The 21,682-nt window shown below is 45.2% G+C and carries 26 protein-coding genes and 2 pseudogenes; 18 read left to right on the top strand and 10 right to left on the bottom strand.

All coding sequences use genetic code 11. From position 1 onward, the window contains the following. Window positions 1-256 precede the first annotated feature (256 nt). The 8 genes and pseudogenes from KT99_RS21735 to KT99_RS13300 all read left to right on the top strand — a co-directional run. Window positions 257-765, top strand: a pseudogene (locus KT99_RS21735) (DUF6444 domain-containing protein); the annotation flags it as partial. A 98-nt stretch (window positions 766-863) separates the two neighbouring features. After that, window positions 864-1,055 (top strand): hypothetical protein, encoded by a 192-nt coding sequence (locus tag KT99_RS13325; protein ID WP_005500911.1) that lies wholly within the window; start codon window positions 864-866, stop codon window positions 1,053-1,055. A 57-nt stretch (window positions 1,056-1,112) separates the two neighbouring features. Beyond that, window positions 1,113-1,493, top strand: a complete 381-nt coding sequence (locus KT99_RS13320; RefSeq protein ID WP_005500909.1) for a DUF6622 family protein — start codon at window positions 1,113-1,115, stop codon at window positions 1,491-1,493. After that, window positions 1,468-1,698, top strand: coding sequence for a DUF6622 family protein (locus KT99_RS23605; RefSeq protein WP_005500906.1), 231 nt, complete (start codon window positions 1,468-1,470; stop codon window positions 1,696-1,698). Before KT99_RS13320 ends, KT99_RS23605 begins: the two co-directional genes overlap by 26 nt. Before the next feature lie 145 nt (window positions 1,699-1,843). Continuing rightward, window positions 1,844-2,020 carry a carbon storage regulator gene (locus KT99_RS20930; protein WP_005500905.1) on the top strand — a complete coding sequence of 59 codons (177 nt, stop codon included), beginning with the start codon at window positions 1,844-1,846 and terminating at the stop codon, window positions 2,018-2,020. A gap of 153 nt (window positions 2,021-2,173) precedes the next feature. Beyond that, on the top strand, window positions 2,174-2,527 hold the full coding sequence (locus KT99_RS13310) for a group I truncated hemoglobin (RefSeq protein WP_005500903.1): 354 nt from the start codon (window positions 2,174-2,176) through the stop codon (window positions 2,525-2,527). A 214-nt stretch (window positions 2,528-2,741) separates the two neighbouring features. Further along, the gene (locus tag KT99_RS13305) at window positions 2,742-3,320 is read left to right on the top strand and encodes a PhnA domain-containing protein (RefSeq protein ID WP_040571981.1); all 579 of its coding nucleotides are present in this window, start codon (window positions 2,742-2,744) and stop codon (window positions 3,318-3,320) included. Between the two features lie 435 nt (window positions 3,321-3,755). After that, on the top strand, window positions 3,756-4,211 hold the full coding sequence (locus tag KT99_RS13300) for a YaiI/YqxD family protein (RefSeq protein ID WP_005500899.1): 456 nt from the start codon (window positions 3,756-3,758) through the stop codon (window positions 4,209-4,211). A gap of 86 nt (window positions 4,212-4,297) precedes the next feature. Here KT99_RS13300 and KT99_RS22065 read toward each other — a convergent pair whose 3' ends face one another. Next, window positions 4,298-4,438: a hypothetical protein gene (locus KT99_RS22065; RefSeq protein WP_005500897.1), complete on the bottom strand. Its 141-nt coding sequence runs from the start codon at window positions 4,436-4,438 to the stop codon at window positions 4,298-4,300. 344 nt (window positions 4,439-4,782) lie between these two features. On the opposite strand from KT99_RS22065, the gene KT99_RS13295 reads away from it, so the two are divergent. Further along, window positions 4,783-6,072, top strand: coding sequence for a dicarboxylate/amino acid:cation symporter (locus KT99_RS13295; RefSeq protein WP_005500895.1), 1,290 nt, complete (start codon window positions 4,783-4,785; stop codon window positions 6,070-6,072). Window positions 6,073-6,132: 60 nt separating this feature from the next. On the opposite strand, the gene KT99_RS22945 is transcribed toward KT99_RS13295, so the two are convergent. Further along, the gene (locus KT99_RS22945; RefSeq protein ID WP_269764051.1) at window positions 6,133-6,282 is read right to left on the bottom strand and encodes a diguanylate cyclase; all 150 of its coding nucleotides are present in this window, start codon (window positions 6,280-6,282) and stop codon (window positions 6,133-6,135) included. A 420-nt stretch (window positions 6,283-6,702) separates the two neighbouring features. Further along, window positions 6,703-6,954: a hypothetical protein gene (locus KT99_RS13290; RefSeq protein ID WP_005500891.1), complete on the bottom strand. Its 252-nt coding sequence runs from the start codon at window positions 6,952-6,954 to the stop codon at window positions 6,703-6,705. Between the two features lie 150 nt (window positions 6,955-7,104). Between KT99_RS13290 and rsmS the strand changes: the two genes are divergently transcribed. After that, entirely contained in the window at window positions 7,105-7,317 is a 213-nt protein-coding gene (gene rsmS / locus KT99_RS13285; protein ID WP_005500889.1) for a pleiotropic regulatory protein RsmS, read from the top strand. Between the two features lie 19 nt (window positions 7,318-7,336). On the opposite strand, the gene KT99_RS13280 is transcribed toward rsmS, so the two are convergent. From KT99_RS13280 to KT99_RS13270, 3 genes and pseudogenes are all read right to left on the bottom strand, one after another. After that, window positions 7,337-7,741, bottom strand: a complete 405-nt coding sequence (locus KT99_RS13280) for a hypothetical protein (RefSeq protein ID WP_005500887.1) — start codon at window positions 7,739-7,741, stop codon at window positions 7,337-7,339. A 561-nt stretch (window positions 7,742-8,302) separates the two neighbouring features. Continuing rightward, window positions 8,303-8,974, bottom strand: coding sequence for a cupin domain-containing protein (locus tag KT99_RS13275; protein ID WP_005500885.1), 672 nt, complete (start codon window positions 8,972-8,974; stop codon window positions 8,303-8,305). Window positions 8,975-9,063: 89 nt separating this feature from the next. Continuing rightward, window positions 9,064-9,225, bottom strand: a pseudogene (locus tag KT99_RS13270) (SDR family oxidoreductase); the annotation flags it as partial. A 359-nt stretch (window positions 9,226-9,584) separates the two neighbouring features. Between KT99_RS13270 and KT99_RS13265 the strand changes: the two are divergent. Then, a complete protein-coding gene (locus tag KT99_RS13265; RefSeq protein WP_005500881.1) occupies window positions 9,585-10,565 on the top strand; it encodes a sensor domain-containing protein in 981 nt (326 codons plus the stop codon). 63 nt (window positions 10,566-10,628) lie between these two features. Here KT99_RS13265 and KT99_RS13260 read toward each other — a convergent pair whose 3' ends face one another. Together KT99_RS13260 and KT99_RS13255 are read right to left on the bottom strand one after the other, a co-directional pair. Beyond that, window positions 10,629-12,866 (bottom strand): acyl-CoA dehydrogenase, encoded by a 2,238-nt coding sequence (locus KT99_RS13260; protein WP_040571980.1) that lies wholly within the window; start codon window positions 12,864-12,866, stop codon window positions 10,629-10,631. 514 nt (window positions 12,867-13,380) lie between these two features. After that, window positions 13,381-15,714, bottom strand: a complete 2,334-nt coding sequence (locus KT99_RS13255; RefSeq protein WP_040571979.1) for a TonB-dependent receptor — start codon at window positions 15,712-15,714, stop codon at window positions 13,381-13,383. Between the two features lie 233 nt (window positions 15,715-15,947). On the opposite strand from KT99_RS13255, the gene KT99_RS13250 reads away from it, so the two are divergent. The 7 genes from KT99_RS13250 to KT99_RS13230 all read left to right on the top strand — a co-directional run bounded on the left by KT99_RS13250 (window position 15,948) and on the right by KT99_RS13230 (window position 20,345). Continuing rightward, a complete protein-coding gene (locus KT99_RS13250; RefSeq protein ID WP_005500875.1) occupies window positions 15,948-16,271 on the top strand; it encodes a hypothetical protein in 324 nt (107 codons plus the stop codon). Beyond that, window positions 16,261-16,512, top strand: a complete 252-nt coding sequence (locus KT99_RS13245; protein ID WP_005500874.1) for a hypothetical protein — start codon at window positions 16,261-16,263, stop codon at window positions 16,510-16,512. The genes KT99_RS13250 and KT99_RS13245 overlap by 11 nt, the downstream gene beginning before the upstream one ends. A gap of 86 nt (window positions 16,513-16,598) precedes the next feature. Continuing rightward, complete coding sequence (locus tag KT99_RS13240; RefSeq protein ID WP_005500873.1) at window positions 16,599-18,203, top strand: PepSY-associated TM helix domain-containing protein; 1,605 nt, start codon at window positions 16,599-16,601, stop codon at window positions 18,201-18,203. A gap of 553 nt (window positions 18,204-18,756) precedes the next feature. Beyond that, window positions 18,757-18,918: a hypothetical protein gene (locus KT99_RS22060; protein WP_157752207.1), complete on the top strand. Its 162-nt coding sequence runs from the start codon at window positions 18,757-18,759 to the stop codon at window positions 18,916-18,918. A gap of 7 nt (window positions 18,919-18,925) precedes the next feature. Then, window positions 18,926-19,216 carry a hypothetical protein gene (locus tag KT99_RS20180; RefSeq protein WP_050774365.1) on the top strand — a complete coding sequence of 97 codons (291 nt, stop codon included), beginning with the start codon at window positions 18,926-18,928 and terminating at the stop codon, window positions 19,214-19,216. A gap of 150 nt (window positions 19,217-19,366) precedes the next feature. After that, a complete protein-coding gene (locus KT99_RS20175; RefSeq protein WP_050774364.1) occupies window positions 19,367-19,579 on the top strand; it encodes a hypothetical protein in 213 nt (70 codons plus the stop codon). A gap of 13 nt (window positions 19,580-19,592) precedes the next feature. After that, window positions 19,593-20,345 (top strand): cache domain-containing protein, encoded by a 753-nt coding sequence (locus tag KT99_RS13230; protein ID WP_005500867.1) that lies wholly within the window; start codon window positions 19,593-19,595, stop codon window positions 20,343-20,345. A gap of 26 nt (window positions 20,346-20,371) precedes the next feature. Here KT99_RS13230 and istB read toward each other — a convergent pair whose 3' ends face one another. Then, a complete protein-coding gene (gene istB / locus KT99_RS13225; protein ID WP_269764050.1) occupies window positions 20,372-21,070 on the bottom strand; it encodes an IS21-like element helper ATPase IstB in 699 nt (232 codons plus the stop codon). Next, complete coding sequence (locus KT99_RS22055) at window positions 21,003-21,371, bottom strand: Mu transposase domain-containing protein (protein ID WP_157752206.1); 369 nt, start codon at window positions 21,369-21,371, stop codon at window positions 21,003-21,005. The genes istB and KT99_RS22055 overlap by 68 nt, the downstream gene beginning before the upstream one ends. Window positions 21,372-21,682 lie beyond the last annotated feature (311 nt).

Below are 21,682 nucleotides of genomic sequence, written 5' to 3'. Positions count from 1 at the left end.
GGCTATGATCACTGTGCCTCTTTAGGTGATCTCATCGGCCTCGGGCTTGTTTTTACTCTTCTCGTATCTGGGCAAGAGCTGGTATCAAGTAATAAGTGCAACAGATTAAGGTTGAAAAGTGAGAGAGCCGAAGAAAGTTTATCGGCTCCTCACTCGTAACCGTTCACCAGCCCCTTATTGACACGATCAATTGATGATCGATAAGGTTTGGTCATATAGCTATTGAACGATCTCTTTGCCATGTGAAAATGGCTTGATGAAAAAGAAAAAACAATTCGTAACAGAGCCACCTACGGTTGCTGAACTAGGTGAAAACAAAGCAAACTTACTCATTCAAGAACTGTGGGAAAAGTTACTTGACCACTTCAGACCGCCTAGCATTGAGTTCTAGAAACTCATCCAAGTCACCATCCTCTGATTCCCCTGCGGATAAGGCCGAGCGAAAAAGCTCAAACGCCTCGTAGTGGAAATAAGGTTGGCGCTCAACCTGGATATAGGGGGCATAAAAGACCATTAGCGGAACTCAGCGCAACCGATGAGCAAGTCGCTTGCTTACCCGATTCATGTTGTGCTGATTGTGGTGGCGAGGTCATTGCCAACTCGGCTCCAAACTATCGTCATCAGGTGTTTGAATTACCTAAACCTACACTTGATATCACCGAATATCAGTTATTTCACGGGCGTTGCCAGCAATGCAACACCCCTCTGGTGAATGCTTACCCTCACTCGCTCTTATGGCGGCCTGAGTTGGGAGCTAAGTTGCTCATTATCGATAAGGTGGATTTCAAGTTACAGCAGTGGGTCGACCTTCCCGCCGGCTTCGCGTTTCATTTTGGCTAAGCTGTCGAAATTGGCAATTAGTATTGGCTGCGAAAGTCGCCAAGTTAACCCGCAGTAATATTGAGATGGAGTTCCCACAGTTCGATAACCGCATAAGTGATTCTATGGCACCTGTGTTTGGGGTCGGTGCAGGCATAAATAATGCCACGGGTCCCATTGCCGAGGCTAAGATGGCGAGAGTACTGCCATTAGGCTTTCACGGCTGTTTAGTTTAGTAGATTGTTATTCATTATGTTTTTTGCCGAGTTAAAATATCAAAATGGAATTTTATTATGCAACTTGATTCACTTTCTCAAGCCTTATTAGAGCCGCTATCCCAAACGTTTTCGCAAACACCGATCTGGGTATTTATTCTTTTTATTGCTTTATTCGGCCTGGGATACTCCCAGAGTAGGCAAAGACGTGTGAGTCGGGTAAGGGCGTTTATCTTCCCCCTTGTCATGTCAGTATTCTCATTAATCAGCCTGAACACTCTAGTTAGCAGTAGAGGGAATGAAATGCTTGTTTTCGGTTTAGCCTCTTGGCTGGCGGGTCTATTGTTAGTGTTTATTTTGGTGATGGTTTATCAGACTGGAAACAGAAATAGTCATGGAGAGAGCTGGGAAGGAGTCGTCTATGTAAAACAGCATGATATTTTTTGTCTTGGGTGGTAGTTGGTGGCCGTTATTTTTGATCTTGATGATATTTGTATTTAAGTATGTGGTGAATGTGTTGTTAGCGACCCATGAAGAAGTGGCAGATCAAGTCGCATTTATTGCCGGTGTCTCATTGCTTTACGGCTGTTTTAGTGGGTTTTTCATGTCTCGACTCATCGTATATCGAAGTGCAATGAAAGTAAGAACAGAGACACATGTATAACCTACGTGACTCGCCGCAATACAAGCACGGCTAGTCATCTCTGTATTTCTATCACTATCTTTTAGTTAATTGGCTAAAAGTTAACTTCATTGCTAAACCTAGTGGGTATACTGCTCAGGGAGCCATATCTGGACATGGAGGTTTTATGCTTATTCTTACCCGAAAGCCTAATTCATCGATCACGATCACCAATATCTATGATGAAAACGGCCAGAAACTTGAAGATATTGAGATTAATATCTATTCAGATAACCGCATTGGCATCGTTGCCGATAGGTCGATTGATATCTATCGAAGCGAGATCTTGGAGCTAGGTGATTGATTTAGGCTCTGTGTCTCTTTCCACCAGTATGGGAAAATCTGGACCCGTTTGGTTGAATTAGTTTCTCTGCATAAAACACCATGAGTTTTTATTCACACACACGCGTTTCAACTAGACTTAGTGGGTCTTAGCTTAATGAATACGAGGTGTGTTATGAGTCTTTATGAGCGTCTTGGAGGGGAGCAGAAAATCGCACGGATCGCGGCAGATATATTCGATACCCATGCGACAAACCCAACCGTGGCTAGTCGTTATAAGGACAGTGACAGAGAGCGGGTGATCAAGATGGTGACCGAGTTTTTGTGTGCCGGTACCGGTGGACCACAGGACTACACGGGCAAATCTATGCCGGAAGCTCATCGATGCATGAACATCAATGAGGCGGAATATTTAGCCGTCATCGATGACATCATGGTGGCGCTGGATAAGAACGAAGTGGGAGATCAGGAGAAGCAAGAGCTGTTGATGATAGCCTATTCGCTCAAGGGAGAGATCATCGGCGCCTAGCCAGGCACTGACAATATCAGCTCATCCTTTTATCTACGCAGCCAACTGGCTGCGTTTTCGATCTCATCATCCAGGGTTAGTGCCGATCGGTCATCGAACTGAAAACTGAAACATGAGCTAGCTCTAGGCTTAGGCCTCACTCACTTTTTCACTTTAGGACTCTGTGCTATAGTGCCGCCCATTATTGTGCAGATGTTTGATTGAAGAGATCGAGATGACTAGAGAACTATTAAAGCGCTGCGACAGCAAGTGTGAACTGTGTGGTAGCGGGTCAGAGTTAGCCTCCTATGAGCTTCCAGACTCAAAAGGATATGGCGATGCGCGTATCATGATCTGTGATACTTGTACTGGTCAAATTCAAGACCGTAGCACCATAGACATGAACCACTGGCGTTGTCTCAATGACAGCATGTGGAGCCAAGTTCCAGCCGTTCAGGTGATGGCTTACCGTATGCTTAAGCAAATTAGCGAAGAAGCATGGGCACGTGATCTACTGGATATGCTCTATCTTGATGATGATATGCAGACATGGTGCGATGCAGGCATCGAAGAGGTTGATGACGATTTCGTCCCTCATAGAGACAGCAATGGCGCCATTATCGAAGCCGGTGATAACGTGGTGATCATTAAAGATCTTAACGTGAAAGGCACCACTTTTACCGCTAAGCGTGGTACTAGGGTTCGTGGCATCTCACTGACAAATAATCCTGAGCACATCGAAGGCCGCGTTAACGGTACCCGCATCGTTATCCTCACTTGCTTCGTTAAGAAAGTGCCGTCAAGCGAAGAGTAATACCAATCGGTATAAATACTCTTCCTCTGCGTATATTCAGATTTTAGGCCGCCGTTATTGCACCATAACGGCGGTTTTTTGTGGGCCTAAAATACACTCTCTGTCCTGACCTGAGTTATAAAATAAGCAGTTGAATATTTAGCTTGTTTTTTCTGTTCAATGAAGTGAAGGAGGCTCTAATCTCGAGTAAACCATCCTCTCATAACCCTGAGACCCATTGGGGATTTTAGGTTTAGATGTTCCCATCTTACTGCTTGACGATAGCCAAATTGAGAGCTCAGATCATGTTAATGGTAAAAGTCCTGAGAGAGCTCTGAATTGAGCATAAATTTAATGGAATTGGTATTATACTGTCAACTTGTATTTGGGTATGAAGATAGTGCTTTCTATTAAGTCGCTAGACTCGATTGATGTGATGATAGTAATTGGAAAAATATGAAAATTTGGGTTGATGCCGACGCTTGTCCCGGCGTGATAAAAGAGACGCTGTTTAGGGTGGCCGACAGGGCTAAAGTGGAAGTAACCTTAGTGGCTAATCACTCGATGCGTGTGCCGCCATCACGTTTTATTAAGATGGTGATCGTGCCTTCGGGTTTCGATGTGGCCGATGATGAGATAGTTAAGCGTCTCGATACCGGCGACTTAGTGATAACCGCAGATATCCCTTTGGCATCTGAGGTGATCGATAAAGGCGGCGTGGCACTGAATCCACGCGGTGAGCTTTATACGGTGCAAAATATTAAGGCTATTCTGAATATGCGTGATTTTATGGATACCATGCGAGCCAGTGGTGTGCATACCGGCGGCCCGGCGGCATTGGGCCAGAGTGAACGTCAGGCGTTTGCCAATCAGCTCGATAGATTTATCACTAAGCACCACAAACCCGCTTAATATCTCTAGGTTGACCAGATACTTTTCTATGCTTAGCTTATTGCTTAAGCCTTAACTAGCTAATTTAGCTTAGCTTCTTCTAACTTTTATCTGTGGTCAACCATAGCCACTACCGCCGAGTCACCCACTAGGTTAGTACTGCCAGCAAAACCATATTGAATTATTGTACCTAATATCAGGCCGGCAAATAAGCCGACAAATATACCGGATGATAGAGATTTGAACATAAGTCTGCACCTTCAATTTTAACTATGATGACTCCTTCCATAGAGCATTACTTCCTTTTTTAGTACTAAAAATACTCTGATATATACAAGGCGCTAACAAGTCCTACCACGGTGATTAGGGTGAACTTTAACCTGTTTTACTTAAGGCGATAACTCAGTGAACCTCTGACGCTAACGTCTGGAATACGAGGCTTGTACACGAGGATCGTGAAATTAACTTTTTAGCAATAAAACTGATAATTGTCAGGTAGGGATACTGATTGACGGCCTTATTTAGATAATTCCTCTGTGTTTTACTAGTATTTGTAGGGTAGTTACCATGTATATTCATTGAGGTGTGACAGATGAAACTTCATTGGCAGATAATGATAGCGATGGTTATAGCCATTTTTGTTGGCTTGATCACGCCGCAGAATAGTCAAATTTACCAAGTCTATGGCTTTTTCGGTACCCTGTTTCTTAATGCTTTAAAAATGGTGATTGTCCCCTTAATCATGGCATCGATTATCTCCAGTATGGCTAGCCTTAATCAGGGGGATAATTTGGGCCGTTTGGGGCTCAAGACCTTGGGCTATTACGCCACGACGAGTCTCATTGCCATCTTGATTGGCCTCACGGTCGTTAATATCACTACCCCAGGCATTATTCATGGTGCGCCCGCGGGTGAGCTATTAAACCTGCACGCCGATAGCGCCGAACTCGAGTCGACGCTGATGAAAGTCGAAGGCAGAGGCAGTAAAGATCTGATTGAGATTTTTATCCGCATGATCCCTACCAACATAGTGGCCGCGGCGGCAGAAGGGCAGATGTTGGGATTGATATTCTTTAGCCTGCTGTTTGGCTTCTTTATGGGACGTGTGGAAGGACGCAGGGGAGAGGTGCTACGAGACTTTTGGAAGGGCGTGTCTAAGACCATGGTGCTTATCACTCAATTTGTCCTCAAGTTTGCCCCTATCGGTATTTTTGCATTAATCGCTAAAACCGTGAGTGCCACAGGCTTTGGTGCCTTCGCCCCCATGTTGGTTTTTCTGTTGACTGTGATCACGGCATTAGCACTACATGCATTTGTGGCTTTACCACTCTTGCTTAAATTTGTCGGGGGCGTGAGTCCGCTAAAGCAGTTATCTGTGATGTCGCCAGCCATGTTGATGGCATTTTCTACCGCTTCATCATCTGCCACTCTGCCTCTGACTATGGAGTGCGTGAAAAAGCGCGCCGGAGTATCACATAAGACTGCCAGTTTTGTACTGCCCTTAGGGGCAACCGTGAATATGGATGGAACCGCTTTGTATGAGTGCGTTGCAGCCATGTTTATTGCTCAGGCTTATGGTCTGGAATTGGGACTCGTCACCCAGTTCACCATAGTTCTCGTGGCGCTATTAACGTCTATTGGAGTCGCTGGGATCCCAGCGGCAAGCTTAGTGGCCATTACCGTGATTTTAGCCGCCATAGGCCTGCCACTCGAGGCGATAGGCCTGCTCTTAGTCACCGATAGGGTCCTGGACATGATGCGAACTGCGGTCAATGTGTATAGCGACGCCTGCGGCACTGTGATCATTGCGCGAACCGAGGGAGAGTATTGGGTGCTCTCCCCTGAGCAAGGTCACGATGCCACCGAACCTGACAATGATTAACCTTCATTAATGAAAGTGTTTGATACCGGCTAGTTCGGTATCTGGGCAGATCACAATAAATTAATCTCCACCAAGACGACAGCATAAATCATCGGTTCGTAGGCTATGGGTTATTTGTCGGGCCAATTCGCAAAGCACCTTATCTCCGGCATCATGGCCGTAAGTATCATGCACTGATTTAAAGTCATCGGCATCACTTAACCCGGTAATGAAGTTGAGCTTAATTTCACCAATGACAGTGATTTACAGCCAAAAACTAGTGACTTTATTGTGGCCAATTATGTCTTGATCTCAATGACACTTTTATTTAGCCATCATAAGATACCAATCTTGCAGAACTAGTCGTGAGTAAGTCATTTTACCCTGCTTACATTTATCTAAAATGCTTATAACAACTCTTCGACGATGAGCTTGAGCAGGTAGATCACTCGTTCGATAGACCTGCCTTTCTTGGGGCCGCTCGCTATGGTGTGATCGTTGCGTTTTATTGCCTCATATATGTTGATCTACACTGGCGTCATGCCATTTTTAATTTCGTGTTTTTTCTCGTTTCGTTGCACCGAGTTCGGGGTGAACTTTCTGCCTTAACGCCTTATTTAAGAAGGATTTAGCAAGAGGATTTTGGAGGGGTTAAAGCACCACCTCCAGTTCTAACTCAATATCGGTACAGCCTTGTTTACAAAAAACACCATATTTCCCGGTCTGTTGCTTGTCTGTCGGCACGATGAGCTGGAGAGGTTGCTTACAGGTTTCACACAAGACTGTGTTACCTTTAAAGAGGCGTTTAATCAAGTTTTTCTGTGCGTTAAACGATTTTGCAGTGGTCTTATTAATTGCTGAGAAATCGAGTTTCTGTGTCTTGCCTGGGCTAGTTTCGCTCATTATCCGCCATCTAAGTCAGTTATCCTGATTATCTATTGTTGAGTATATCTTTGCTGGAGCAAACACTAAAGGCTTAATCGAGCTTGTGGCTAAGATAAGAAATATCTACAATGTCAGTCAACCAATATCCGATAGGTCCCAGATGACAAGATGTCCAAGCTAAACAAACCTGAATCAGAGGAAGTCCCCACAAACACTACCGCGCCAGCTTCTTCTCTGGATGACGCTGCAGATGAAGTTAAACTGGCTGTCGACCTAATCTACCTCTTCGAAAGTAACAAGATAGAAGTCGAAGTCGCGTTAGCGGCCATCGAGATAGTCAAAGCCGATCTTATGTCTAAACTAGGTAAACTCGCAGGCTAATCCCCATAGTTGAGTGCCTCTAGAACTGATAGCGAACTCCCGCTATGGCTTCCAACTCGACTTTCACATCATCGATAATATAAAGAATAGGCTGAGCCTCAACGAAGAAAGTGAACTTCTCTACTGATGTTTGCGCACCAAATATGGCTCTGGCACCCAATTTAACATCATGATGACTGGAATTGATATCGTCAATCTTGCCACCAAAGCCATAGTAAAAATACGGTGTGTTATTAAAATCAATCATCTTGTCTAGTGTGATTGAAAAATTATCTAACCCTACTCCTATCTTAATATCACCAAATTTAGCATTGATCCCAGAATCGCTGCCAAGCATGACGCCGACTTGAGGCGCGGCTACTGCCGTTGAGCTGGTTATTATCACCAACGCGAGCAGACTGAAGATATATCGGATTGATTTCATGTTTTACCTTTAACTGGAATGGTCATATACCTAATGGTATTGTCGCCATCGATGGGGCAAATCGACTCTCTATTTCAATCGAATTCAGGCTTAATTCATTATAGTTACCATTAATGATCTTTTATTGAAAAATTATGATAATAAATACTGTGCCGCCTTATCTATAATGAAAGGGAGCTGTGAGTTTTTTGCTTTTAATCTGACTAAAATGATGTAAGGTTCGCCCCGTTGTGGTGTGACGTCCCTTGCTGTCATCACCATTAAGTACCAGCCAGTCACCCACTGTAATATCAGGCATCTGCTTTGTGATTGAGAGCGTTAAAACCTTGGTACTTGTTTCTAGTTCGAACTGATTGGATCAAGGGATCGTCAACTAACCTGAGGTATATCTGAGATCCCGGTGTTATGCGTTACTTGCGCTTAGGACGAATCGTCGCTAGTCGTAACGATAAATAAAACCGAGCAGTGGGAGCCTACCTACATGAACAGCTACTAAAAAGAGCTAAACAATAGCAAAATCCGCTAGGCCTAGTTACTCGTTGCTGCTTTTTCTCTTATTTTTTAAACAGGCAGATGTCCCACCTTAACTAAAATAATCGTCTCCTGTTTCACAAAGGGATGATGCTCACTCTGATGTGGGCTGCGTATCCAGGTGTTTGCCGGATATCTGCCATGCTCATCTTCAAACAGCCCCGATAATACCAGCACCTCTTCGCCGCCAAAGTGTCTATGGGGTTGAAACATTTCATCGGCAGGCCATTTCACCAGCGCCGTGTGCTGGCCCTCAAAATCATGCAGTGACATGACCTCGAGCCCTCCAATGCCTCGTTGCCATGCCTGTCTCTTGGTATCGACTCGTACTTGCTGAATATCTCGAATATTAAACTGGTTGAGTTTGACAAAAAGGGTGCAGCCATCTGTGCTAAATGGACTATGACTGCTGCCTGGCGGATTACGAATGTAAGTCCCCGCCGGGTAGTCACCAGTCTCATCGGAAAAGGTGCCTTCTAACACAAATATCTCTTCACCCTTTGGGTGACTGTGAGCGCTGAAATGTGAACCAGCCTGATAACGCACTAGGCTGGTGGCATGGCCGCTCTCTTGGTTCTCCCTTGCCAGAGGCTTACGAGTGACTCCCTCAAGGGGGCTTGGAAGCCAGTCCATATCATTACTGTCGATAACGACTCGCTCTGAAAAATCCATATGCAGATTTATATTTAATGAAGGATTCATATCCTGGCCCTTGTTGATTCCAAAGTGCTGATGATTACTCTACTTAAAACTTAAAACTTAAAACTTAAAACTTAAAACTTAAAACTGACTTAATTACGTCTAGCCATCACGCCACCATCGACATCCCAGATGGCACCTGTGACCCAAGTGGATGCATCTGAAAGTAAAAAGCTAATGACATTGGCAACATCTGATGGAGTGCCTACCCTACCGATTGGATGTAAGCCATTAAAGCCAGCTAAGGCTTCATCCTCACTCAACTCGGCAACGGCCTTCTCTAGCTTAGCGGCATTTTTAGCCGTTTGATGTGATAATCTTATGCTTTATCGACAGATTAAAAAAGTAATGTGATGCCTTTCGGAAATAAGTTTATGACAATATTGGACGCGCTTAAAGAGCTGCAACAAGAGATAGAGGCGCAATAATATGCTTAATTGTAGATTATGGCATGCCAGTATCAGGCGAAACCAGTTAGCCAGCATCACTAACACTTTTAATGATATCGCTTGCTTATTATCAGTGTGGCAGGCCATGCTTTATTACGGCACGCTATTCCGTTAAGCTCAGCGGTAGGACCTTAAGAAAATAATATGTCAGGGATACAGGGGAGATGTGCGCAGATAAAACCATCAGGCAATTACAAGAGCAGATAAAGGCGCTGCAAGACAAGAATGTTGAGCTGAAACGACAGAAGCTAAATGTCGAGGAGAAGTTGACCGCTGCTCTGGATGGCACAGGTTTATGTCTTTGGCAGCAGCATATACCCAGCGGCAAGCTCACGATCTTTAATCGTGAGTGGGGACACCTGCTGGGTTATACGGAGCAAGAGCTGTCGGCTCATGTGGATAGCTGGAAAGAAAAGCTTCATCCGGAAGACAGAGATTGGGTGATAGCCGCTTTTGAAGACCATGTATCCGGTAAAGTTGATGCCTATCAGGCAGTTCACAGAATGCTGCATAAAGACGGCAGCGTGAGTTGGGTCTCTGACAGAGGCCGTATCGTCGAATATGACACTGAAGGTCGGCCCGTTCGTATGATGGGAACTCATATCGATATTACCCAAAAGAAGTGCTATGAACTTGATTTAGCCAGGCTAGCTCACTGTGATCCTCTCACCCATCTGCTCAATCGTAAGGCGCTAGAGCAGGCGTTTTATACTCAGCCACGCATTGGTGGTGCACTCTTCTTCATCGATCTCGACAGTTTCAAGCAACTTAACGATAAGCATGGTCATCGATTCGGGGACCAAGTGTTGATGGATGTGGCACAGACTCTAAAAAATAAGGCGGGAGACTTAGCAAAGCTGGCTCGCTTTGGTGGTGATGAGTTCGTGATTTTGCATACCGCTATCAATAAAGAGGTGATTGTTAAGTTAGCTCAAAGCATCTTGGAACATTATCGCACACCCGTTCAGATTGATTGCTGTGAAATCAAATTAGGGTTAAGTATCGGTATCAGTCTATTTGATTGCTCAGATCCATTTATCGCGACGTGTGAATACGCAGATAGGGCTATGTATCGGGTGAAGCAGAGTGGAAAACATAATTATGCCTTTAATACCAATAACATGATGGCAACAGGTTTGCTTTAATTGCAGGACATAAAAAATGCAGCCACTTGGCTGCATCTCTTCGTTGTATAGTGAAAACTGAACTTAGTTAGCTATCTTTAGCTCTGCTTTATCAGCAATTAAGTTCATATCAAAATCGAACTCATCGACGCGGATCGCGCGCTCACGTTTAAGGTTGTAGCTCTGTAATTGCTTGTGCTCGGTGGCGTTGATGACTTTAGCGGCTAAGGCATTATCGAGTGTGATAGGGAAGCGCATTCCTGATTTGAATGCACGCGCCTTAAGCCCCTTTTTCACCTTAGCCAGTAATTCGAGGCAATCCATCTTAGCCAAATAGGCTTGCTCGTTGATGTAGTGACCATCACCGACAACGGGTTTAATCAAGTGCGTCAGGTTCTTCTTGAACTCGGTATTGAGCTGGGCCTGCTCGGCAAGCTCTCTGACTAAGTCATCATTCACTTTCGGCATTTTAGCCGAATAAGTCACAGTTAATACACGCATTAACTTACGTACTGGCGACGACGGGAAGTTATCCAGGAAGGCAAGCAGTGCTTCTTCTGCCTTACACAGAGACCAACGGGTCGCATAGTGAAAGTAAGGCGCCGCTTGTGCTCTTTGCTCGCTTGGCAGTTTCTGCTCGTAATAACGAATCGACGCCATGGCAGCGTACAAGTAACTCATTACATCACCCAGGCGCGCCGATAGCATCTCGGCTTGCTTGAGTTTTCCGCCAAGTACCAGCAAAGAGAAGTCGGCGTATACCGCGAGCTTCGAAGCCAGCTTGTTGACCGATTTCTCGTATGTCGCGACTTCAGGTAGCTTAGAGATTGAAGAGGCTGTAAATGGCAGTAGGCCCAAACGGAATGCGCGCAAGCTGTTGTTGATGCTGTAAACTATGGTTTTACGGAATATGCTGTTAAACACCTTATCGGCATTCTTATGATCGCTGTGAATCGCCTCGACCATGCTCTGCATGTGAGGGTGACAGCGCATCACGCCTTGTCCGAAGATCATCAGGTTACGGGTCAGAATGTTAGCGCCTTCGACTGTGATAGCGATAGGCTGGGCAATATAAGCCGAGGCTAAGGTATTTTGTGGACCACGTTGAATGGCCTTACCGGCTTGAATGTCCATGGCGGAATTGAGTATGTCTCGGCCAAGTTCGGTCATATGATATTTTGCGATAGCAGTCACTACCGAAGGCTTAAGGCCTATACCTAGGCCTTCTGTGGTCAGCACTCGCATGGATTCCTGCAGATAGGTCTTACCGGCAATGTCTGCAAGTTTCTCTTGAATGCCTTCAAACTTGCCGATAGATAATCCAAATTGCTCACGGACGGCGGCATATTCTGCCGAAGACTTAAATGAGCACTGGCTCACTGCTGCGCCAAGAGCAGGTAAAGAGATACCACGACCCGCGCCAAGACATGCAACTAGCATAGCCCAGCCACGGCCAATCTTAGCCTGGCCACCTATGATGAAATCCATAGGGATAAATACGTTTTCGCCGCGTGTGGTGCCGTTATAGAAGTTAACGCCCATAGGATCGTGACGATTGCCAAGTTGCACCCCAGGGTGAGACTTAGGGATCAGGGCACAGGTAATGCCAAGGTTTTCTTTGCCACCAAGCAGACCCTTTGGATCTTGAACCTTAAACGCCAGTCCAAGTACTGTGGCGATAGGGGCTAAGGTGATATAACGTTTATCCCAGGTGATCGAGAGGCCAAGTACCTGCTTACCTTCAAATTCACCCATAGTCACTATGCCTACATCTGGGATACCACCGGCATCAGAGCCAGCTTCCGGGCTGGTCAGGGCAAAACAAGGGATCTCCTGACCTTTGGCTAGGCGCGGTAGCCAGTAGTCTCTTTGTTCACTAGTACCATAATGCATCAATAGCTCGCCTGGACCCAAAGAGTTAGGCACCATGACAGTAACGGCAACGGCTGAGCTCTTGGCCGATATGGTGGCGACTATGGTTGAGTTAGCATAAGGGCTAAATTCGAGTCCGCCGTAGGATTTTGGAATGATCAGTGAGAAGAATTTGTTCTTTTTAAGGTAGCTAAGAATGTAATCCGGTATATGTATATCACCCTGAATCGCGAAGTCATCGATCATCTCTATCAAGCTGGTCACTGGACCGTCGAGGAAGGCCTGTTCATCGGCGCTTAACTTAGCGACCGGAATATCTCTCAGTGCCGCGAAGTCAGGTTTGCCTTGGAAGATCGATCCCTCTAACCATACATCGCCGGCATCGAGTGCCTCTTGCTCTGTGGTAGAAATACTCGGCATTATCTTTTTTAATTGGGTTCTTATGCTCATCTTCTTCGCTCCTCCGACCAGAAATTCAGATCACATTACCACATAAAATCAGACTTAGATCAATGACTCCAAACAAGTAATTTAAACGATTGTTTGAATTGCTCGTTTTATATAAAATTTATAGTCGACTTTTCACTGGCTTACACATGTATTCTCAGTTGTGATTAATTTATAATAAGATTTTATTTCTTACTGATTAGAATAGAAAATTGGATATATCTGGGTCTTTTCATTGGTTATTTGGGTGTCGTGATCAGTGTCATAAGGATAGGTGTTCTCTGGTAGGGCTAAGACCTAGAGTTAAGTTTTAAATAGTAGATGACTGGATTTAGCACTAGGTCAAATTTAGTCGAGGCTAAATGTCTTATCTAAAGGTAGCGATAAAGGCTAGGAGAGTAACTCCTAGATGGAATCAGACCCTGAAATAAAAATGAGCAGCCCTTGCTGCTCATTTAGCTTATCTAAATATAATCATCAACTTATCTAGTTTTAATCATTAACTGACTCGTCCTGGTTAAAACTGAGCTTCGACTCTCAGGGTGAGTTGTCTTGGTGCGCTCAATGTTTGGAAATCATAGCCAACATCCACTAATGACATATACTCATTGTCGAAGATGTTGGTGCCTAAGGCATAGATTGAGAAAATATCCCATTCATAGCCGACACGCGCGTTGACTAAGATTCTTTCTTCGTTCATTGGGTCGTGATCAAGCCCGGCGGCTTCTGGATTATTGATGCCAGATGATTCACCGGCATAGCTGACGTTTAAGTTAGCGAAAAACCCTGAATCACTGCGATAGGTGGAACCTAAGTTAGCCGTCCATTCGGGGGCATCTTCGAAGCTGCGACCGGAGAGATTATAAGTGACAGTAGGCAGTACGACCAAAAACTCTTCAAACTCAGTCTTGGCATAACCCACACCGCCATAGACATTCCAGTCACTGTCGATCTGATAAAATAGCTCAGCTTCGAAACCTTGGACCGTGGAGCTACCTGCATTACGGGTTTCACTGTCAAAGGTGTTAGAGGAGAACTGTACATTTACCTGTTGATCTTGCCAGTCGACATAGAAGATGTTGGCGTTGGCACTTAAGCTGCCCTCTAACCAGACCGAGCGAAATGCCAGTTCATAGTTCCAGGTATATTCGGGATCGAAGGTATGTGTGGTGTTTTGGGCCGTGTTAGTGCCTACACCGCCGGAGCGATAACCTTGTTGTACGGTGAAGCTGGTGGTGATATCGCTGTTCCAGTGATAACTGGCACCGAGTTTTGGCAGGAAGGCATTGAATGAGGCATCGACTAAGGGCTCTGCTCCTGAGGCATTGTTGGCAAAACCTAGCAGTTTTTCATTGATGCCTGCAACTAGCGCGCTGGTCATAGGGTCGAATGCTGGGTTGCTTGGGTCCGGCATCAGATAAGCGTTGGTGATGGACACATCACCAACGGATTCATTTTCCTGTTTTTCGCGATCGAAACGGAAACCGGCAAAAATGTCCCAATTGTCATTGATCTCATAAACGGCATCGGCAAACAGGGCTAAGTTAGTCACGCTTTTCTTGGTTAATGCTTCATTATAGATAAGCACTGGATCCACATCGGCATATAGGTCTAATACCATGTCAGCTAAAGGTTGTGGCAGGCCTAAACCGCCATCTTCTGGAGAAGTGACTAGCAGTGCTGGTACACCTAGTCTTTGGAAGGTGATATATCTCTGGCCATGGGAGGTAACTTCATTCTCCTGGTTTGCATAGAAGCCACCAATCACACCGGAAAACTGTTCGGTACCGAAGACAAATTTTACTTCCTGACTGAAAGCATCTTCCTGATTATTCCAGAATCGAGCCGCCGTAGGCTCCGAGGTGCCATCATCGTCCCAGCTAAAACCAGCTTCGACTGCGGAGTAAGTGCTGACGGCGGAAGCTGTCCAGATGTCGTTGATGTCATAGTTGAGCGCTAAGGTGTATATATCCATATCGGTGAAGGTAAAACTGGCTAGATCGAGAGATACTTGTCTGTGAGTGAAAGGATCCGTTAAAAGGCTACCATCTGCTGCTAGGGTACTGGTACCTCGTATGCCTAAGTTGGTTTTATTCTTGGTGTAGCCTATTTGGGCATAAAACTCTTGCAAATTTGATGGTTGATATTTGAGCTTAATGCGGTAGGTTTCATTATTGTTGTGATCCGCCGGCTCTCCAGTGAAAGTATTGTCGATATATCCGTCAAAATCATTTTTATCGGCGCTGGCCCTGAAGGCGACTTCATCTTCGATAACCTCACCGCCTATGGCTGCTGCATATTCCCGTTGGCCGTATTCGCCCACACCGAGTCTGGCCTTACCTTCCCATTCGAAGCTAGGGTCTACAGTACGCATAATGATGGCGCCAGCCAAGGAGTTACGTCCCTGAAGGGTCGATTGAGGACCACGCAGAATTTCTATCTGGCTGACATCCCAAGTTGAGAAACCGCCTTGACGAATCACATCGAAGGGCATGACTGCACCATCGATATACAGGGAGGCTAAGTTGCTGGATCCGCCACCTGAAACGTTATAGGCATCTATGCCACGTATGCTGAAGCCATTGCGAAGGTCGCCGTTAACGTTTGGGGTACGCTCGAGTGCATCATAAAGATCGCTGATATTCTGATCTTCGATCTGCTTGCTGGTGATCACAGCGACACTGGCCGTAGTTTCTTGTAGTGTTCTGTCTACTTTCTGACCTGTAACCACGATTCTTTCTATGGCTTGGTCATCGGCATTAGCCATGAATGGAAGCATGAGTGAGCAGAGTATGCTGGTGCGAATAGCGAGTGTTATTGGGTTTTGTTTCATCATAGGTCCTGTTAGCATTCATTTCTTGATAAAAATTATCGTGAATGATAACCATTATTATTATCGTTACGCTTGTGCGGCGGATGTTACCAGAAGGTGGGGGGGGGAAGGCAAGAGCATTTACACTAATATGCCTCGTATCCATTGCCAGGCCGCAGATGTGCAGCCTGTAATGTAAATTTTAATGTAAAGTTTATGAAAGCTGGTAGGCTCGCCTGTTATATGAATGATAACTATTTGCATATATTAAGATGAGTGTAACAATTGTCGTACTCTGGATTGGGTGTTTAAGCGTATTTCTGTCCAGTAAGCATCAAGGTTTACTGGCTAAACCTTTGATGAAGTTTTTTTCCATTTCTGTTTTTATCGGTTGCTTAATCGCTAGTACCTGGTTGTTAACCTATATCTATAACCCGATTGCTGCGGCGCTGATGGTATTGGCGTTTACCATGTTTATCTGGCTGAGTTTAGTGCTACAGCTTGGGCATGTTAAGGCTAAGTTGGCCCCCCTGTGCTGTGTCAACTTGGTTTTTTGGTTAGCTGTGGTTCAGCTAGGAGGTCAACATGTGGCCTAAAACCTTCGCTGCCATATTCGGTGGTTGTCTTATCTCGATTTCGGTCATGTTGAATCTCAATTATCTGCTGCCATTAGATGTCGATACTCGGCTATTTGTCGGATTATTGATGGCCTTTCCACTCTGGATTGGCGCTATGATCTGGTGTTATGCCAGTGACTCAGGCTGGCATGCCTGGCGACGTTGTGGCGGCTTACTGCTGGTATCGATTGGATTCAATACTCTGTTTTTCTTCAGTTAAATTGAGAGATATCTGAACTGAGGTCAAGCGAACAACAGCTTATTAAACATAAGTCATTAAACCTAACTCATTAAAACTAAGTCATTATGAATAAACAATTTTTAAAGCATTTAACCGAGGCTCACAGTTGGCTGGGATTGATCATCTCTGGCTTGCTGTTCATCGTGTTTTTCATGGGCTCAATAAGCTTATTTCGCAGTGAAATATACCTCTGGTCTGTGTTGCCACATCATACACCTGCCCAAGGCGAGGTATTGTCTCCCAGTGAGATCATGAAGTTGGCAATTGAGGATCGTTCCTTCAATGCCAAGGAGCATTTGACCTTAGTGTCTCCCACTGCCGAGATACCATTCTACAAAGTCTATGTGGATATCGTCCTAGCCGAAGATGCGACGACGGACATCGATTATGTGTCACTCTTGATGGACCCAGTATCTGGTGAAATTGTGGCAAATATCGATGACTTCTATCTGGCCGAGTTTATTTACCAGTTGCATTATAATCTTAATATTCCCAATGGCGGTTATATCATAGGTTTTGTGACCCTGTTTTTCTTGTTCGCACTGGTGTCAGGGATCTTCATTCATGCGCGTAAGTTATTCAGGCAGTTCTTCCTTTATCGCACTAACGAGGGCAAGCGGGATCAGCTGCTGACCATGCATAATGTCATCGGTGTAATGACCCTGCCTTTTACCTTGATGTATGCCATCACAGGTTTGATATTTAACTTGGTTATCATCTATCAAATCGCGTTCGCCTTAGTGCTTTATAAGGGAGATCAACAGGCGCTGTTGGTCGATGCCGGCTATACCCAACAGATGCCAGAGTGGCTGGATAAGCCGCTGGATACCAGTGCCGAAGTTGATACCTTAGTGGCTCAGTATGTTGCAGCGTTTGGTCAGCCACCTAGAGTCTTACGCGCCTATAACTATGGCGACACTAGTGCACTGCTGCACATGATCGGCGATGAAGCTGGCAAATTTGTCAGTCCGGTCGAGCAAGTGTTTGCTCTCGATGACGGTGAAACCTTATTTTCAACAACACCTGAGTCGCCTAATTCTATGACAACCGGGAGAATTGTACTCTCGACGCTACACTTTGGTGACTATGCCGGCATGGATCTTAGACTTATCTATTTATTGCTTGGCATGGGCGTGTGTGTGCTTATCGTCAGTGGCAATCTAGTTTGGGTCGAGAAACGGATGCAGCAAAGAAAATCTTCGCCGAAGAGTATCGCATTAGTTAATAGCATGACTTTGGGTTCGACCATGGGAGTCATATTAGCCACAGCCATGGCATTCTTATTCGAACGCATACTGCCCCTGGGAATGGCTGGGCGAGATGAGTCGATGATGGCCAGTTTCGTGGCGAGTCTTGGACTCTATCTGCTGTTGGCTTGGTTGGTGTCTGATAAGCGCAAAATGCTGTTTATCTCGCTGATTGCTACGGCATGTATCTTATTAACCACCATTTTAGCCGATTGGGTGCTTTTCCATGAACAGATAGTGACGGCGTTAAATGCGGGCTTCCTGGCCGTTGCCGGGGTGCAGATAGGCTTGGCGATCACTGTGGTACTGTTTGTTACGGTCGCTTTCTCTCTGTTTAACAAGCACAAATCTGATGTACATGACTCGGGTTTCAGCCCTGAACGGAATAAGAGCCTGGCCGATGAGGCGCTAACTCAAAGTTAGCCATCAGATAAGGGTTTTACCAATTTGGCCATACTTGTATCAGAAATAGCAAGCGCCGCCAGATAGCGACGCTTGCTTGTGGTAGAGCCTTATTAAAAACTTGGGGCGTGATTAATTTATGCTTGACATCTGCTGCTCAAGCCCGGTGTCATTTTGCCAAACTTGGAATTGTGGAGCCCTAGTATCATAAAACCACAGCACGGCAATCAACTTATCCTGATGATTCGCCACCTTAATTTTGGTGGTGAGTTTTCCCTCATCGAGTGGACCGCGGAATTGGCAGGAATTGTAATATTTTTATGATTTTATGATTTTATGATTTTATGTTTTGTTTGTTATTTCAGATCGCAATTTGTGATTCAACTCCGTACTTATCCTGAATCCATTAATAATGAGTACATGGGTGATTATCAACCATGTTAAATGTAAGGAATTAGCTTGAAATTCATCGGGTGTTTTTTTACTCTTGCTTAGTGAAAAGATGACGATGCTCTACTAAGCTCTGTGAGTACTGCTATGCAGTTGCTTATCATCACGGGTCAAGGAGAGACGCATGTCAGCTAGTGTTCGTTCGCCACATCGATTTATCACCTATTTAGCGTTTGTTATCACACTCTTTTTTGTCTTAGCTGTGTCGGCTAGTGCTCATGGTGCCGATAAAAAAGTCATCAAGGCTCTGTATATTCCTCTTGCAGGCATACTTTCAATCTGGTGAAGTCGATATGGCCTATGTGATGAGCCCATTGGCGATGGATATGTTCAGCGAGAAATCGCATTTCAGATGGATAGGCTTGATGCACAGAGATGGAAACGCACTGGCGATAAATGATCTGCTCAATGAGCAGGTCAAGCTTGCCGCTGTGAGCCATGAAAGAAAGCCCGATGATAAGGTTGCCAAGGCATTGAAGCAAGTATTTGAGTCGACAGGCCGCGCAACCGAAATCGGTATGCCTCATCTTTTGGCGACTGTTACTATCGCTATCTTAAAGAGCACGGTCTCACCATGGGTTTAACGCCTAATTCAGGCTCAGATGTGCTGGCGATAGCCGTCGCGCCATCTAAATCACCAAGCTTCATAAAGAGTAAGAGCAATAGAGCCCAAGCTGCCGCTTTCGAACAATCCTTACCCTGGGCGGATGTGGTTGAGACGGGGGGGTGGGCATGTGGCCTGGTATTCAAAAGATGTGATGCCTTGGAAGCATGGTCATGTGGAATGCATCGCTCTGGCGACTGATGCTGCGATTAAAGGTAAGCGTCAGGCTGTTCATGAAGTGATGAATTATATTCATCAGGCGGGAGAGGACATCGAGTTTGCCGATGAGAATTTTAGTCGCCATGACTTAGCCGCAATGAGCCAGGCCCAATTGAACCGCTAGAGTGAGAGAACCGATGGAACATGAGTTCACACAAGCACCGATGAAAGAGGTAAACCGGCTAAGTTCTTTAAGCTTCAACCTGACTATCTGGTTCTTGATCTTATCCTTACTACCTCTAACTATCGTTGCCTGGTTTAGTTATCAGCAGGCCAAGCAGAGTCTGGTCGATGCCGCCGAAGAAGAGTTAACTCAGTCTTCGCTGCTGAGTGTGCAGTCCATCGAGAGCTGGTTTAATTATCGTATGATAGATCTTAATGTCGAAGCCGAATCTATCAATGCGGGGCTTATCTTGAGTTCGCTCACCGAGGGAAAAGAATCCAGCGGTAAACCTGTTAGCGAATATGTGACGAGTTACGACTGGACCCAACGTGTCGATGGCCTGCAGAACGATCTTATCGTATTAAGTCGTCAATATGATTATATCAGTGATATATTTTTGATCGATCTCGATGGAGACATTCTTTACTCGGTGATCAGTAATGATGCTAAAGGCAAAAATGTTTTTTCGGACAATTTAGTCGACTCGCAGTTTACTCAAAGTTTAACTGTGACTATGGACTCAGGTTTGGCTAACTTTTCGGGTCTGGAGAGGAGCCCATTGAGCCAAGGTCAAATCACCGGCTTTATCTCTGCCCCCGTTCTCGATGAGTTTGGTGATCCTATCGGAGTCTATGTTATCGAATTAAAGTTCGACAAAATATTTAATATGCTGCACTCGACCATATCAGATTCTAGTTCTTTAACGCATTACATTATTGGTTGTTAGACGTCAACTAGCTTGGCCTATAGGCGTCAATTAAGTTGGCCGCTTTTGCCGTTTATTTTCATGGCTTCTTTTCTTCGATAACTCTCTCCTTCAAGTTGATAAATCTCTGCGTGATGCACCAGTCGATCAATCACGGCTACTGTCATCATATTGTCTCCAAATATACTGTCCCACTCACTAAACACCTGGTTCGTTGTGATCACTAGGCTGTTGCGCTCATAACGATGTGCAATGAGCTCAAATAGAACCTGACTTTCACTATCACTCTTTTTGACATAACCGATGTCGTCCAAAATGAGTAGCTCATATTTATCGAGTTTTTTAAGTGCATCTTCCAGACCTAAACCTTCTCGGGCTTTCTGCAAGTGCTGCACCATCGCCGTGCCTGTCGTGAATTTCACACGAACAGATTGCTCAATAAGCGCATAACCCAGCGCGGCTGCTATGTGAGTTTTACCTAGGCCGCTCGCACCGAATAATAAAATATTATGCCCTTGTCTCAACCAGCTCAACTCACTGGCCTTACGTTTAACTTGAACTGCGCTAATGCCCACCACTTCACTGAAATCGTATTGAGACAACTGTTTCCCTATCGGTAACTGGCTTTCTTTGAGTAAGCGTTTTAGGCGTACTTCCTGTCGATGTGTCGCCTCTATTTCACATAATTGAGCGAGAAATAGCTCGGGTTCCCACGGCTCCTTCACCGCCTTTAGGGATAAGAGCATCCCTGATTTGCGATGCTTTAAAAGCATTACGTTTCTTAGCCAATGCATGGATAACATGATGATAATCTATTGAGCGACCACGAGTTGCGCCTTGAGTATGCATTCGCGCTAAGGTTAATGTGAGTTCATGCCCATAGAAAAGCACTACACGGTCATCAAAAATATGTGCCAGTAATGTCACACCAATGAGTCGTGATGGCACCGAATATGTCACACGCTTAATTGAAATCGTGCTGCTGGATGTCACTTTGACGTATTGCTCACTAAAGTCATGAGTTCGACGAGCGGGTAAGGAGGACAAGTAGGCGCACTCCTCTAGATAACGGGTATGACATTGATGAAGTTTCGGTATTGCTTTAAATCAGTGAAATCACGACTGTCGCGTAATAACAGTTGTTGCTCTATCTTACGCTTTAGATGGCCATTAGGGCCCTCAATTGCGCCATTTTCATGGGCGACACCTTTGTTGTTTCGAGTGGCTTTTACCCCGTAATGTGTGCATAACTTGGTGTAGCGTTCTGTCAGAACTTCAGCTTCGGTGTGGTTTTTAAATGCAGCGCTTAAGCTGTCTGTACGGTGGGTGAACTAGCCCTACGTGATGCGCTTGATATG

Origin of the sequence: Shewanella benthica KT99 (assembly GCF_000172075.1) — a bacterium.
Lineage (GTDB): Bacteria > Pseudomonadota > Gammaproteobacteria > Enterobacterales > Shewanellaceae > Shewanella > Shewanella benthica_A.
The sequence above is the reverse complement of the archived record's forward strand: the minus strand, read 5'-3'. Positions and strand labels throughout refer to the sequence as shown.

Excerpts from the sequence above, each read along its gene's own strand:
- KT99_RS13230 (WP_005500867.1), top strand. The coding sequence starts at position 19,593 with ATGGAACATGAGTTCACACAAGCACCGATGAAAGAGGTAAACCGGCTA.
- KT99_RS13260 (WP_040571980.1), bottom strand. The coding sequence starts at position 12,866 with ATGAGCATAAGAACCCAATTAAAAAAGATAATGCCGAGTATTTCTACC.
- KT99_RS13255 (WP_040571979.1), bottom strand. The coding sequence starts at position 15,714 with ATGCTAACAGGACCTATGATGAAACAAAACCCAATAACACTCGCTATT.
- istB (WP_269764050.1), bottom strand. The coding sequence starts at position 21,070 with ATGCTCTTATCCCTAAAGGCGGTGAAGGAGCCGTGGGAACCCGAGCTA.
- KT99_RS13245 (WP_005500874.1), top strand. The coding sequence starts at position 16,261 with ATGTGGCCTAAAACCTTCGCTGCCATATTCGGTGGTTGTCTTATCTCG.
- KT99_RS22060 (WP_157752207.1), top strand. The coding sequence starts at position 18,757 with ATGTCAGCTAGTGTTCGTTCGCCACATCGATTTATCACCTATTTAGCG.
- KT99_RS20930 (WP_005500905.1), top strand. The coding sequence starts at position 1,844 with ATGCTTATTCTTACCCGAAAGCCTAATTCATCGATCACGATCACCAAT.
- KT99_RS13275 (WP_005500885.1), bottom strand. The coding sequence starts at position 8,974 with ATGAATCCTTCATTAAATATAAATCTGCATATGGATTTTTCAGAGCGA.
- KT99_RS13240 (WP_005500873.1), top strand. The coding sequence starts at position 16,599 with ATGAATAAACAATTTTTAAAGCATTTAACCGAGGCTCACAGTTGGCTG.
- KT99_RS13305 (WP_040571981.1), top strand. The coding sequence starts at position 2,742 with ATGACTAGAGAACTATTAAAGCGCTGCGACAGCAAGTGTGAACTGTGT.
- KT99_RS23605 (WP_005500906.1), top strand. The coding sequence starts at position 1,468 with ATGATATTTTTTGTCTTGGGTGGTAGTTGGTGGCCGTTATTTTTGATC.
- KT99_RS13320 (WP_005500909.1), top strand. The coding sequence starts at position 1,113 with ATGCAACTTGATTCACTTTCTCAAGCCTTATTAGAGCCGCTATCCCAA.
- KT99_RS13290 (WP_005500891.1), bottom strand. The coding sequence starts at position 6,954 with ATGAGCGAAACTAGCCCAGGCAAGACACAGAAACTCGATTTCTCAGCA.
- KT99_RS13300 (WP_005500899.1), top strand. The coding sequence starts at position 3,756 with ATGAAAATTTGGGTTGATGCCGACGCTTGTCCCGGCGTGATAAAAGAG.
- KT99_RS20180 (WP_050774365.1), top strand. The coding sequence starts at position 18,926 with ATGGCCTATGTGATGAGCCCATTGGCGATGGATATGTTCAGCGAGAAA.
- KT99_RS13295 (WP_005500895.1), top strand. The coding sequence starts at position 4,783 with ATGAAACTTCATTGGCAGATAATGATAGCGATGGTTATAGCCATTTTT.
- KT99_RS13310 (WP_005500903.1), top strand. The coding sequence starts at position 2,174 with ATGAGTCTTTATGAGCGTCTTGGAGGGGAGCAGAAAATCGCACGGATC.
- KT99_RS13280 (WP_005500887.1), bottom strand. The coding sequence starts at position 7,741 with ATGAAATCAATCCGATATATCTTCAGTCTGCTCGCGTTGGTGATAATA.
- KT99_RS13265 (WP_005500881.1), top strand. The coding sequence starts at position 9,585 with ATGTGCGCAGATAAAACCATCAGGCAATTACAAGAGCAGATAAAGGCG.
- KT99_RS22065 (WP_005500897.1), bottom strand. The coding sequence starts at position 4,438 with ATGTTCAAATCTCTATCATCCGGTATATTTGTCGGCTTATTTGCCGGC.
- KT99_RS13250 (WP_005500875.1), top strand. The coding sequence starts at position 15,948 with ATGAGTGTAACAATTGTCGTACTCTGGATTGGGTGTTTAAGCGTATTT.
- rsmS (WP_005500889.1), top strand. The coding sequence starts at position 7,105 with ATGTCCAAGCTAAACAAACCTGAATCAGAGGAAGTCCCCACAAACACT.